Annotated in this window: 12 protein-coding genes; 4 read left to right on the top strand and 8 right to left on the bottom strand. The window is 70.5% G+C overall.

The window, feature by feature from the left end:
- Positions 1 to 200 precede the first annotated feature (200 nt).
- From ndk to ACYVK7_RS21970, 8 genes are all read right to left on the bottom strand, one after another.
- Complete coding sequence (gene ndk, locus ACYVK7_RS22005; RefSeq protein ID WP_460889858.1) at positions 201 to 674, bottom strand: nucleoside-diphosphate kinase; 474 nt, start codon at positions 672 to 674, stop codon at positions 201 to 203.
- Between the two features lie 102 nt (positions 675 to 776).
- A complete protein-coding gene (locus ACYVK7_RS22000; RefSeq protein WP_460889857.1) occupies positions 777 to 1,217 on the bottom strand; it encodes a DUF4233 domain-containing protein in 441 nt (146 codons plus the stop codon).
- Complete coding sequence (locus ACYVK7_RS21995; RefSeq protein ID WP_460889856.1) at positions 1,214 to 2,815, bottom strand: MDR family MFS transporter; 1,602 nt, start codon at positions 2,813 to 2,815, stop codon at positions 1,214 to 1,216. The genes ACYVK7_RS22000 and ACYVK7_RS21995 overlap by 4 nt, the downstream gene beginning before the upstream one ends.
- Before the next feature lie 47 nt (positions 2,816 to 2,862).
- Positions 2,863 to 3,561 (bottom strand): TetR/AcrR family transcriptional regulator, encoded by a 699-nt coding sequence (locus ACYVK7_RS21990; RefSeq protein ID WP_460889855.1) that lies wholly within the window; start codon positions 3,559 to 3,561, stop codon positions 2,863 to 2,865.
- 58 nt (positions 3,562 to 3,619) lie between these two features.
- Complete coding sequence (locus tag ACYVK7_RS21985; RefSeq protein ID WP_460889854.1) at positions 3,620 to 4,387, bottom strand: HPr family phosphocarrier protein; 768 nt, start codon at positions 4,385 to 4,387, stop codon at positions 3,620 to 3,622.
- A complete protein-coding gene (dhaL, locus tag ACYVK7_RS21980; RefSeq protein WP_460889853.1) occupies positions 4,384 to 5,067 on the bottom strand; it encodes a dihydroxyacetone kinase subunit DhaL in 684 nt (227 codons plus the stop codon). Before dhaL ends, ACYVK7_RS21985 begins: the two co-directional genes overlap by 4 nt.
- 18 nt (positions 5,068 to 5,085) lie before the next feature.
- Positions 5,086 to 6,081 (bottom strand): dihydroxyacetone kinase subunit DhaK, encoded by a 996-nt coding sequence (gene dhaK, locus ACYVK7_RS21975; protein WP_460889852.1) that lies wholly within the window; start codon positions 6,079 to 6,081, stop codon positions 5,086 to 5,088.
- A 146-nt stretch (positions 6,082 to 6,227) separates the two neighbouring features.
- Positions 6,228 to 7,571, bottom strand: a complete 1,344-nt coding sequence (locus ACYVK7_RS21970) for a bifunctional folylpolyglutamate synthase/dihydrofolate synthase (protein ID WP_460889851.1) — start codon at positions 7,569 to 7,571, stop codon at positions 6,228 to 6,230.
- A gap of 87 nt (positions 7,572 to 7,658) precedes the next feature.
- Between ACYVK7_RS21970 and ACYVK7_RS21965 the strand changes: the two genes are divergently transcribed.
- The 4 genes from ACYVK7_RS21965 to ACYVK7_RS21950 all read left to right on the top strand — a co-directional run bounded on the left by ACYVK7_RS21965 (position 7,659) and on the right by ACYVK7_RS21950 (position 13,073).
- The gene (locus ACYVK7_RS21965; protein ID WP_460889850.1) at positions 7,659 to 9,545 is read left to right on the top strand and encodes a hypothetical protein; all 1,887 of its coding nucleotides are present in this window, start codon (positions 7,659 to 7,661) and stop codon (positions 9,543 to 9,545) included.
- Positions 9,542 to 10,840 carry a folylpolyglutamate synthase/dihydrofolate synthase family protein gene (locus ACYVK7_RS21960; protein ID WP_460889849.1) on the top strand — a complete coding sequence of 433 codons (1,299 nt, stop codon included), beginning with the start codon at positions 9,542 to 9,544 and terminating at the stop codon, positions 10,838 to 10,840. Before ACYVK7_RS21965 ends, ACYVK7_RS21960 begins: the two co-directional genes overlap by 4 nt.
- An 87-nt stretch (positions 10,841 to 10,927) precedes the next feature.
- A complete protein-coding gene (locus ACYVK7_RS21955; RefSeq protein ID WP_460889848.1) occupies positions 10,928 to 11,503 on the top strand; it encodes a hypothetical protein in 576 nt (191 codons plus the stop codon).
- 274 nt (positions 11,504 to 11,777) lie between these two features.
- The gene (locus tag ACYVK7_RS21950; RefSeq protein WP_460889847.1) at positions 11,778 to 13,073 is read left to right on the top strand and encodes a chymotrypsin family serine protease; all 1,296 of its coding nucleotides are present in this window, start codon (positions 11,778 to 11,780) and stop codon (positions 13,071 to 13,073) included.
- Positions 13,074 to 13,083: the final 10 nt, after the last annotated feature.

Genomic DNA, 13,083 nt, shown 5'->3' with positions numbered 1-13,083 from the left:
TCCCGCGGCACGGGAAGACGGCTCCAAGACTTCATCGAACACCCCGATCATCAGGGGTGTTGCGACCACCAGTTGAATCCGCCTAGTCATGCAGCGAGGTAGTCACCCGTACACGCTGGATGACTACCTCGCTGCGCGACTACTTCGCTGCATGACTACTTCGCCTGGTGACTACCTCGGCGGGGGAGGTCGGGGCGGGGTCAGCCCAGTTCCGGGAACCAGAGCGCGATCTCGCGCGCCGCGGACTCCGCCGAGTCGGAGCCGTGGACCAGGTTCTGCTGGACCTTGGTGCCCCAGTCGCGGCCCAGGTCGCCACGGATGGTGCCGGGGGCGGCGTCGGTCGGGTTCGTGGCACCGGCGAGGGAGCGGAAGCCGGGGATGACGCCCTCGCCCTCGGCGACGACCGCCAGGACGGGGCCCGACATCATGAACTCGACCAGCGGGCCGTAGAACGGCTTGCCCTCGTGCTCGGCGTAGTGGGCGGCGAGGATCTCCGTGGTGGCGTTCTTGAGCTCCACCGCCCGCAGCGTGTAGCCCTTGGTCTCGATGCGGCGCAAGATCTCACCGGACAGGCCGCGGCGCACGCCGTCCGGCTTGACGAGGACGAGGGTGCGCTCGGCCACGGGCTGCGTCGAGGCCTCCGTGGGCAGGGTCTTCTCTGCGACGTCGGTCATGGGTCAACCCTATCGGGGCCGGGACGCGCCACCGACCGGAACGTGCGGGACCCCCAGGTCACCGGAGCGGCCTGGGGGTCCGACACGTCCTGGCACGGTGCGTCACTGTGCGTTGGGGGCCGTCTCCGGGTGGGCGGCGTCGTACTCCGCGCGTTCCCGGTCCACACGCGCGCCGAGGCGGAGGGCGTAGATCCACAGGACCACGAAGATGCCGCCGACCAGGTACATCATCGGCACGAGCAGGCCCATCGCGAGCACGGGGACCTGCGCCACCGTGCCGGCGGCCCGGCCGGCGGCCGAGCCCTGGACCCGCGACAGGATCACGAGCACCAGGGCGAGGACGCAGCCCAGGACCCAGATCGCCGCGCTCGACTCGATGCGGAGCGGCCCACGACCGAACTCGGAGTCGCGCAGCGCCCACACCGCCATCGTCGCGAACAGCACGAGGAAGACCTCGAGCAGCAGCGTGGTGGAGGTGAACTGCACCAGCGCGGACTTCTTCGGCTTGATGCGGTCGCCAGGGGCAGGTTGGTCCTTGCTCACCGGTCCAGGATATCCGTCTCCTTGCCCTCCATGACCGCCTCGCCGCGCGCCACCATCCCGGCCTCACCGGAGAGCTTGATCTCCTTGAGGAAGAGGGCGAGCACGAGGCCGACGGCGACCAGCGGGACGAGGTACCAGAACGCCGGCGCGAGCGACTGCGCGAACGCGTCGACCACACCGCTGCGCAGCGGCTCGGGGAGCTGTTCCACGATCGCCGGCGTCAGGCCGGAGCCGCCACCGGCAGGTGCGGCGCCCTCCGGCAGGCCGCCGAAGACGCCCTCCAGGTTGTCCGAGAGGCGCGAGGTGAACACCGTGGTGAACGCGGCGGTACCGACCGCGGCGCCGATCTCCCGGAAGAAGTTGTTCGACGACGTCGCCGTGCCCAGCTCGTGCGGGTCCACCGAGTTCTGCACGGCGAGCACGATCGTCTGCATGATGAGGCCCATCCCCGCGCCGAGCACGAAGATCATCGCCCCGAACAGCCACAGCGACATGCCGCCCTCGAGCCGGGTCAGCCAGATCATGCCGGCGATCGTGATGATCAGACCGACGACCGGGTACATCTTGTAGCGGCCGGTCTTGGAGATCGCGAAGCCCGAGGCGATGGACGTGAGCATCACGCCGGCCATCATCGGGAGCATCAGCAGACCCGACTCGGTCACGCCCGCACCAGCCGACATCTGCAGGAACGTCGGCAGCATCGCCATGGCGGAGAACATACCCATGCCCAGCACCAGGCCGATGAGCGTGGTGATGGTGAAGGTGGGGTTCTTGAACAGCCGCAGCGGGATGAGCGGCTCGGACACGCGGTTCTCGATGAGCACGAACAGGCCGACCACCACGGCGGTGCCGACCAGCAGACCCAGGAGCATCGGGTCGGACCAGTCGTAGCCGTCGTTGCCGAGCGACTCCCAGCTCGTGAGCAGCACGATGCCGGTGGTGCCCAGCGCCATCGTCAGGATGCCGCCCCAGTCGGTGGGCCGCGTGGTGCGGTGCGAGGGCAGCTTGAGCGCGAAGTAGGCGATGAACCAGGCGGCGATGCCGATCGGCACGTTGATCCAGAACGTCCAGCGCCAGCCGGGTCCGTCGGTGAGCCAGCCGCCGAGAAGCGGACCGGCGACGGCGGAGATGCCGAAGAGGGCACCCATGGGGCCCATGTACTTACCGCGGTCGGCCGCGGGGATGATGTCGGCGATGATCGCCTGCGACAGGATCATCAGGCCACCGCCGCCGAGGCCCTGCACGGCGCGCCAGGCCACGAGCGACTCGAAGGTCTGGGCCATGCCGCCGCCGACGGACGCGACGACGAACAGGCCGACCGCCACGAGGAACGGCCAGCGGCGCCCGTACAGGTCACCGAACTTGCCGTAGAGCGGCATCGCGATGGCGATCGCAAGGATGTAGGCCGTGATGACCCAGCCCTGGTGCTCCACACCGTTCAGCTCGCCCACGATGGTGGGCATGGCCGTGCCGACGATGGTCTGATCGAGGGAGGACAGGAACATCGAGGCCATCAGGGCCCCGAAGATCAGCCAGATCGTGCGCTGGTTGAGTACGACCAGCGGCTTGTCCGGTGCCGTGGTGACGGCGTGGCTCATGGCGGGTGTGCCTTTCTGGGGATCAGGTGGTGCCGAGGGGATCGAGATCAGGAGTCGAGGTCCTGTGCGACGACGTCGACGAGCTCCGCGACGGCGACGGGCAGGTGGTCGGCGGGGCTACCGGTGTAGCCGGCGTGCTCCCATGCGACGAGGGAGGTGCGGATCATCAGCAGCACGAGCATCGTCAGCAGCTCCGTGGAGGTACTGAACGGGGTGGTCGCGCGGCGGGCCTCGAGGAGCTCGACGAGGCGGTTCTTGTGCCGGTCCATCCAGACCACGTGGCGCTGCAGCAGACGTGGCTCCTGGTGGACGATGTCCATGGCACGCACCGCCCGGTCATGGGCCTCACCCGCGGGGGCGAGCAGCGCGACGACGACGGCCTGCAGGTCGGACAGCAGCCGGCCGGTGGGGCCGCCGTCGACGAACGTCCGGACGACGTCCTCGGGGATGTCGGTGTCCTCCGCGCCGAGCACGGCGTCGTCCTTCGACTCGAAGTAGTTGAAGAAGGTGCGCGCCGAGACGCCGGCCTCCGCGCTGATCATCTCGACCGTCACGGCGTCGAGGCCGTGCTCGGCGACCAGCCGCTGCGCGGCGTCGATCAGAGCCCCGCGCCGGGCCAGCTTCTTGCGCTCGCGCAGACCCTGCTCGGCAGACGACCCCTCGAGCGCGGACGCGAGCTCACGCAGACCGGGCCGCGCGGCGGCGTCCGCGGGCGCGGCGGGCTCGCGGGAGGAGGTGGGGACCATGCCCTAATTCTTGCACTGGCCGCAAAAATTCATCAACTGCAAAAAGCTGAGACGGCCGTCACACCTCGCCGAAGCCCCCGTCGATCATCTCGACGACCGTCGCCACCGCCTCGGCGGCCCGCTCCCCCGTCCCCTCGACCCGCAGCTCGCGGCCCTGGGTGGCACCGAGAGCCATGAGCTGCAGCACGCTGGAGGCGTCCACGCCGTCGATCGTGACGGCGGCGCCGAGTTCTGCCACCTTGCGCGACACGAGCGCCGCGGGCCGAGCGTGCAGGCCGAGCGGGTTGCGGACGGTCACCGTCCGTGCGCTCTCCGACCCAGCGCCCGGCGCCGCCGCGGCCCCCTCGGGCGGCTGCGCCGCCTCGGGCGCGGCGAACATCCGGATCGACGCGTTCGCCGACTCCAGCACCGCACCCAGGTCGGCGCCGCCGTGCGCCGTCACCGCCGCGGCGACAGCCCCCTCGACGAACGGCGCTCGCGCCAGCACCACGTGCTCGCTCAGGGACTCGTCGAGCTCCAGCACCGCCTCGATCGTGAGCACCGCCGACCCGAGGTCGCCGAGCACCACGACGCCGCCGCCGTCCTGGCCGGCACCCTCCTGGCCGACACCCTCGGGGCCGCTGCCGGACGCGTCGTCGGCGAGCGCCGTCAGCACGTCCGCGAGAGCCTTCTGGACCGCGTCGAGCGAGGTGCCGAGCCCGCCGTCGGGCCCGCCGCCCACGCCGCGGATGAGGACGTCGGGCGCCATCTGCTCCGCGAGCTCCGCGACCCCGCGCGCCAGCTCGACGGAGTGGGAGACGAGGACGAGGGCGACACGCGCCGTCATGCCACGGTGCGGGGGTCGGCCGGCGTCGGACCCGCGAGGGCCGCGGCCATGGCCGCCCCCAGGACCAGCGCGGTGGACCGCGCGCCGGGATCCTCGTGACCCGCGCTGCGTTCACCGAGGTAGGAGGCGCGGCCCTTGGTCGCGACGAGCGGGATGGTGCCCGTCGCGGCCGTGTCGGCGGCCTCGGCAGCCGCCCGCAGGACGTCCACCTCCGAACCGCCGTCGCCCGCCGCCGACTCCGCGGCCTCGACGGCGGCGTGCCACGCGTCGACCATCGTCTTCTCGCCCACCGTCGCCTTGCCGCGCGAGGACACGCCCTCGAGGGCGGCCTCCAGCACCGCGACGACGGCGGGCGGGTCGATCGTCGGGCGTCCGGACACCTTGGCCGCCCGCAGGTACGCCGTGCCGTACAGCGGGCCGGACGCACCGCCGACGGTCGACATCAGCGTGGTCGCCACGAGCTTCAGCACGTCGCCGACCGTCCGCTCGTCGGCGGAGCCGGCCTCGGCCGCCACGTCGTCGAGCCGCGCCACCACCGCCCTGAAGCCCCGGTCGAGGTTCTCACCGTGGTCGCCGTCGCCGATCTGCCGGTCGAGCTCGGTGAGCTCGCCCTTCGCGTCCGCGATCGCGTCCGCCGTACGGCGCACCCATCGCTCAGCCCAGTCCGCGTCCAACACCATGTCCGGAACCCTCCTGTCTCACCACCGAAGTGCTGCAGTGTTCACCGGCGCGTCCCAGAGGGTCTCCAGGTCGTCGTCCATCCGGAGGACGGTGATGGATGCCCCCTGCATCTCGAGGGACGTCACGTAGTTGCCCACCAGCGAACGGGAGACCGTCACGCCACGCTCCTCGAGAAGGCGCCGCGCTCGACCATAGACCACGTAGAGCTCGGACAGCGGGGTGCCGCCCATACCGTTGACGAACAGCAACACTCGCTCACCGCGGCCCAGGCCCAGATCGTCGGCGACCGGCGTCAGCAGCATCTCCGTGACGGCGTCGGCGTCGGCGGCGGGGACCCGGTGGCGGCCCGGCTCGCCGTGGATCCCGATGCCCACCTCGATCTCGTCGTCGCCCAGGTCGAAGCTGGGCCCGCCGACGTGCGGCACGACCGGTGCCGCCAGCGCGACGCCCATGGACCGCACGTTCGCGATGACCCGCTCGGCGACGGCGACGACCCCGGCGAGGTCGGCGCCCCGGTAGGCGGCGGCGCCCGCGATCTTCTCGACGGCGACCGTCCCGGCCACCCCGCGCCGGCCGGCGGTGTAGAGCGAGTCCTCCACGGCGACGTCGTCGTTCACCAGCACGGAGGCGACCTCGATGCCCTCCACCTCCGCGAGCTCGACCGCGGTCTCGAAGTTGAGCACGTCGCCCGTGTAGTTCTTGACGATCGTCAGCACGCCCGCGCCGCCGTCCGCCGCCTGGATGGCGGGCAGGATCTGGTCGGGCGTCGGTGAGGTGAACACGGCGCCCGGTACGGCCGCGTCGAGCATGCCGTCACCCACGAAGCCCGCGTGCAGCGGCTCGTGCCCCGAACCTCCGCCGCTGACCAGACCGACCTTGCCCGTCACTGCGCCTCCGGCGCGACAGACGTACACCGGCGCCGGGCTGAGCCGCACCAGGTCGGGGTGGGCGAGCGCGAAACCGGCCAGTGAGTCGGCCACGGCATCGGCAGGATCGTTCAGCAGCTTCTTCACGGCGACCTCCTCGCGGGGCTGTCCGACCCGGCGACGGCGCCGAGCCCGCACACGAGTCCCTTGGTGTTCATGAAACACCAGAACATCGCCGTGCGTACAGCGTCCCCGCTCTTGGTCGTGGGCGCGCCCACGACCAAGAGCGGGCGTCAGCCGCGGCCGACCAGGATGCGGGTGTCCGCGACCGTGACGACAGAACCGGTGACGAGCACACCGGTGCCGACGCCGCCGCCGTGCTTGTCGTTGGCCTCGACCAGGTCGGCCGCGAGCTGCAGCGCCTCGTCGAGACGGCCGGCCACGTGCACGCGCTCCTCCCCGAACACCTCGCGGGCCACCTCGGCGAGCGTCTCCGGGTCCGCCGACCGGTCGGAGGAGTTCCGGGTCACCACGATCTCCGCGACCGTCGGCTCCAGCACGGACAGGAGCCCTTCGGCGTCCTTGTCCGCCATCACGGCCACCACGGCCACGATGTGCTCCAGGTTGAACGACTCCTCCAGCGCGTCCACGATCGCTTCGGCACCGGCCGGGTTGTGCGCGACGTCGACCACCACGGTGGGGCTCGTCCGCACCACCTCGAGGCGCCCGGGCGCCTCGACGTCGCCGAACGCCGCCTCCACGATCTCGGCGCCCAGCGCGCGCCCGCCGCTGATCAGGGCCTCGGTGGCCGCGAGCGCCAGCAGCGCGTTGTGCGCCTGATGGGCCCCGTGCAGGGGCAGGAAGATCTCGGTGTAGACGCCGGCGGGCGTGCGCAGGTCGACCAGCTGACCGCCGACGGCGACCCGCCGGTCGGCGACCTCGAGGTCCACGCCCTCCCGGACCAGGTGGGCGCCCACGGCCTGGGCGCGCGCGAGAATGGGCTCGAAGGCAGCGTCCGGCTGCTCCGCGATCACGGCGACGGCGCCGTCCTTGATGATTCCCGACTTCTCCGTGGCGATCTCGTCGATCGTGGAGCCGAGCCATCGCTCGTGGTCCATGGCGACGGGCGTGATGACGGCGACCTCGCCGTCCACCACGTTGGTGGAGTCCCACGTGCCGCCCATGCCGACCTCGATGACCGCGACGTCGACGGGCGCGTCCGCGAAGGCCGCGAACGCCATGACGGTGAGCACCTCGAAGAAGCTCAGCGGCGGGCCGCCGCGCTCCTGGGACTCACGGTCGGCGACACCGATGTAGGGCGCGACGTCCTCGAACACCTCGACGAACCGTTCCTGGCTGAGCGGCTCGCCGTCGACGGCGATGCGCTCCGTGACGCTCGTCAGGTGCGGGGAGGTGAACCGGCCGGTGCGCAGGCCGTGCTCACGGACGAGGCGTTCGACCGTGCGGGCGGTGGAGGACTTGCCGTTGGTCCCGGTGACGTGGACGGTCCGGTAGGCCTTCTGCGGGTCGCCCAGGAGTTCGAGGACGCGCTCGACGCGGGCCATGGTGGGGTCGATGTCGAATTCGGGGGCTCGTGCCGCGATCTCGCGGCGTACTGCTTCAAAGGCTTCGTCCACGTGACGAGGATAGGGTTCCGGAATCAACGTTGCCGATCTCGTGCGGGGGCTCAGCAGGTGTCGGACGAGCAGCAGACGTCGAAAACCTTGGCCGACCTCACGGCCCGATGGCTGGACTTCGAGCGGATCTTCAGCCAGAACGAGTACGACGGCGGCCCCTCGCCCTTGCTCGTGCCGACCACCGATGGTGTGTCGGAGCCGACACCCGGCCTGCTCGAGATCGCGGGGACCAGCCGTCCGGACGTCGTTGTCACCGCTCCGCACGCGACCAACCACGAACGGAACGGCGCAGGGAAGGTCGCGGACCGTGGCACGGGCGGACTCGCTGTCCTGCTCTCGCGGGTGACCGGGTGCACGGCGCTCGTCGCCCTGGACACGCCAGGGGACGCGAACTACGACCAGGAGCATCCGCTCAAGGACCGGCTGGCGGAGCTGCGCCCGACGGTAGTCATCGACCTTCACGGCATGCGGAGCCGTGCGGAGTCCGATGTCGATCTGGGCACGGGCAGTGGCACAGCCTCGCCGACCGTGGTCACCGCGCTGGACGACAGCGGCCTTCTGGTCACGGTCAACCAGATCTTCGACGCTATGCGCCCGACGACGGTGACATCCTTCGCGCAGTCGCTCGGTATGTCCGCGGTACAGGTCGAGATCGGAGCGCACCTGCGGCCCCCGACTGGAAAGGCTCCAGAACTAGGTCGCCTTGTCACCGGGCTGGTCACTGTCATCGAACAGGCTGCGTCCGCAAGTCCCTCGGCCCTGACGACGGCCCCTGTGAAGATCGCCTCCGGGCTGCCGATCGCCGTCATGCATCCCGACATGCTGTCGGGGACGGCCGGACCGGTGCCCGTCACCGTCGCCACCGAAAGTCGTGATGCGGTGGCGTGGGCCTGGAGATCGGATGCGGACGGGATCCCTGAGTCGGCCCGCGCCCTGCACCCGGGCCAGATCGGGATGAGCCGCCGACTGCGCGCGGCCATGCACGATGCCGCGACTGTCTCGGTGCAGATGCCGGAGGTCGTCTCCCTTCGGATCTTCTCCGCACTCGTCGACGACATGCCGGCAGCAGACGAGGTGCAGGTCAACCCGAACGACGTTGAGCCCGGCACGTATCTCCTGGTGCAGGGCGGTGTGACCGCCTGGGTGCGTGCAGTGCCACGTGATCATGTCCGGCCGGGCACCGTCCGGCTCGCCTATCAGCTCCGCCTCCTGACAGCCTCGGACGGTGCGACGGACAACGGCCTCGTCGCACTTGTCGCCGCACGGCCCGACGTGATCAGGCATCGACTCCCCGGCAAGCGAGTCCAGCGGGCGAGCGAGGCCGTCGATCGCGCCATGGAACGGTTGTGGCGCGCGCTCTTCCGCGCGCCAGAGTTCTCGGCCCGGGTGGTTCAGGCACATGCCGGTGACGACGGAGCCCCGATCGTCACGCTGCATCCGGCCGTCTTCGACCGCATCGGCATCGAGTCGGGCCAGCAGGTACTCGTCCGGTGGGGAGGGCGAGAGGTGGTCGCGCTCGCCGTCGCCGACCACGACTCGCCGGTTTCGAGCTCCCCCACAGAGTCGATCAGAAAGGTGCAGCGGGTCAACCGACTGTGGCCTGACCTGCCCGAGGGCATATCTCCGCACGTCACGGTCCGCATGTCGACGCTCCTGCGCGACCAGCTGGGTGCGCCGGTCGCCACGGTCGTCACGGTGCGCAGACGGCTACGGCCCGTGCTGGTGCGCAACCTCAACTCGTTGGTCGTCCCGTTGGCGAGCCTGGTCCTTGCCGGCGCCGCCCTACCTGATCCGCACTGGCCGACTCTCGGGCTCGGGACGGCGCTGATGTCTGTGTTCGCGCTCGCCCGTCTACGCATCCCGCAACCGCGGAGCCGTGCACGCGTGGACGAGGCCTGGGTCGATCAGATGCCCGGTGCTGTCGACGCTCCCGGCGCGGACGCCGGTCGGGGCGGTGAGAAGGTAGGCAGGTGACCGCCCAGCACCTTCCCGGAGACGCATCCTTCTTCGAGGAGTGGAACAGCCGGCAGCCCGGCACACGCCGCTCCCTACCCCGCGCGCGGGCCGTGGGTGCGACCCTCGGCACCTGGACACGCACGCCGCCGGTACTCGTCGTCGTGGGGTCCAAGGGCAAGGGGACGACGGCTGTCCATGCGGCTGCCACGCTGTCGGCTGCTCTTGTCGCCGACGGCAACCCAGCGCACGTCGGGCTCGTGACCTCGCCCGGCCTGCAGACCAACCGCGAACGGATGAGGTTCGATGGCCTTGCCATCTCGCCCGACGAGTACGAACAGGTCGCCGAGGCACTCACCCGGGCACGAGCCGCCGTCCCGGCAGAGAGCGCCGGATACCTCTCCCCCACCGGGGCGTACACGATCACCGGCGCCGCCTGGCTCGCCGGTCGGGGCGCCGACGTCCTCGTCCTCGAGGAAGGGCTCGGCGGACGGTCCGACGAAGTGAGTCTGTTCGATCCGCAGGTAGTCGCGGTGACGAAGATCTTCTACGAGCACGGTGAGCAGCTCGGCCCCACGCTCGACGACGTGGCGCGGGACCTGCTCGGGGTTGTGGGACCGGACACCCGCACGATCGTGACCGTGCCGCAGGACGCTGAGGTGACAGCGATCGTCAAGGAGACTGCCGCGAAGTTCGGGACACGGCTGGTGACCGTGGCCCCGGACCGATCGACGACGCTTCCGGCCGGTCTCGCCCCGATCACGCTGCTCAACGCCGCCGCCGGAGAAGCGGCGGGCCGTGCCCTGGCTTCGGTTCTCGGGTGGCGGGTCGATGACAACCTGGCAAGTGCAACGCTGGCCAGCGTGCGGGTGCCCGGCCGGCTGAGCCGGCACCATGTCGGCGAGGTCCCGGTCATGGTTGACGGTGCGATCTCTCCCGAAGGCGTGGCAGCAAGCGTCGCCGAGTACCTCCGGTGGCACGGCAGCCTGGACACCGTTGTGGCCAGCTTTCCCGATTCCAAGGACGCCGAGGCGTGCTTCGCCGAACTGCGCGGGTTCGGACGGGTGATCGCGGCGCGGGCTGATGACTATCTGACGTTCGCCAAGACGGAGGCCCTGCACGACGAGGTGCTGGATGCACGAACCGCGCTCACCCTTGGTGTGGAGACTGCCCGCGCCCAGGGCGGCGGGTGCTTGATGATCGGGACCCAGTCGTACGTCGGAATCGCCCTGGATGTGGTGAACGCGGAGACCGAGAGGGCGTTCGCTCCGCCCTTGCCCCGAACCCGCCGCGACAACTCCTCTGTCCCTCTGTAATCTGCTCTCAGACCTACGAGAAGGCGAGACCCCTGACGCTGGGGCTCGCCTTCTTTTGCCATCTCACACCACTTCGAGGACTGGACCGTGGCCAAGCCCGCGCACACCGAGGCGAGCAGTATTCCGCTGGGCTGCAACGCCTACGTCGACGAGACGAAGGCGCGGGGCTACGTGCTCGCCGTCGTCTTCGTGCCGCCGCGCGACGTCCACACGCTGCGCGCAGCACTGCGCGGCCTGCGGGCTGCAGGCAGTCGAAGCATCCATTTTCACAAGGCGAACAATGCCCAGCGGGCCGCAGTCGTCGATGCACTGGTGACATACGGGGTCAGTGCGATGATCATCACCAATCGGACCCACCCGAGGACACCACCGCGCGAGGCATCGATCCGCGCGCTTGCCCGACAGGCGGTCCAGCTTGAAGTGGCACTTCTCGTGCTCGAACGGGACCAGACGATCGAAGGGAAAGATCGGCGCTGGCTGTTCGAGGAACTGAACAAGACCAGCGTCCGCTACGAGCATCGCGACAGGCACGAGGATCCGTTGCTCTGGGCCGCGGACGCTGTCGCCTGGTGCTGGCAGCACGGCGAACCTTGGAGACAGCGGGCGACACCGCTGATCGCTCAGCACGTGGACGCCCAGAGTGTGCTGCCCGGCAGGCCGTAGACAGCGCGAAACCCGGGCCACCCGCCTAATCGGGCAGGCTCCCGGGTTCACTTCTCAGGGCTACTGCCCATCGCATTACATATAGTACTAATGCTGTCCGCATATGCAACTGCCCCCAGAGCCACCCGCCAGGCAATCGCCCCGACGGACGGCGGACTGCTCGCCCCGCATTCCGCACATCACACACCGTGTTGCGCGATTTCACCCCCTGCAGAACGATGACACCGCAGCGTCAGCAGGCGGTGCTCCGGGTTCGTCGTGGGGAAGCGGCAGTATGAGGCGAAACAGCAGGGTCCAGCGTGCGGTGCTCGTCGGGACCATGGCGTTGACCGCGGCATTCACCGTTCCGGCGGCAACGGCCACCACCGTTCCGGCGACCGTGGGCGTCACCGCCATCGGCCAGCCGTCCACCAACCAGCAGGCGTCGAACAATACCGGGCAGAACGCCGCGATGTTCCGCACAGCCACCCAGGCCGCCGTCGACCGGGCCGCAGGCGCCGCCACCGCGCTCTCCGAGGTGCCTGGCTACGCAGGCGTGTCCGTCGACTACGAGTCCGCGACAGTGACCGTCTCCTGGAAGGGTGCCGCGCCGGCGGCGGTCGGCGCCCTCGCCGAGCGGGTCTCCGACGACGTACTGGTCGAGGTGCGGCGGACGGCCCTCAGCGGTGCCGACCTGCATGCCGCCAGCACCCGCCTGCTGGACGCCCAGCGCGCGGCTCCAGCGCCCGTCAGCGTACTGACCGTGCTGCCCGCGGAGGACTACACGGGTCTCGTCGTCGAGGTCAGCGGTGGCCCTGGTGCCCCGGGCGCGGACGCGCTGGACCGGCGGCTGGAACGCCTGGCCGGAGTGCCGGTGCAGGTCCGGACGATCCACCACCAGGTCGAGTCCACCGCCGGCGACCGCCGCGACGACGCGGCGCCGTGGCACGCCGGCGGGGCGATCGCGACCAAGGACGGGACCGACTACTGCACGACGGGCTTCTCGATCGTGACCGGGGCGGGCGACCACCGCATCGTCACCGCCGCCCACTGCAACAAGCGGGTGGGAGACGTGGTCCGCAACGGCGCCGGGCAGCGGCTGGGCACGGTCACCGACCGGGCCCCGGAGGTCGACGCCCAGCTCATCGACCCGGTCGGCGGCCCCGAGACCGCGGGCGCCGTCCTGGGTGGCCCGTGGAACGCGACCAGCACGCACGAGCGCCACCTGTTCCCGGTCGCCTCGGTACAGCGCCCGGCCGTCGGGCAGGAGATCTGCAGCTCCGGCGCCGTCACCGGGGAGCACTGCGCGACGATCCGCGCCACGGAGATCGCGTGGACCTGCGGTCAGGAGACCTGCCACGGGTTCCGGGCCAGCCGCGACGACGACGGCGTCGTGGTGGGCGGAGGTGACAGCGGCGGGCCGATGTACACGGTCATCGACGGCAAGGCGCACGCCCGCGGGATGATCGACGGGGGTTCGAACCGCCGCAGCTGCGAATCGACGTCCGTGTCGACCCAGTGCTTCTCCTACGTCTACGGCATCCCGATGGTCGACATCCTGGACCGCTGGAACGCCCGCATCGACACCTGACGGACGACAA

Source organism: Promicromonospora xylanilytica (assembly GCF_054782895.1).
This window is presented reverse-complemented; position numbering and strand designations above follow the sequence as displayed.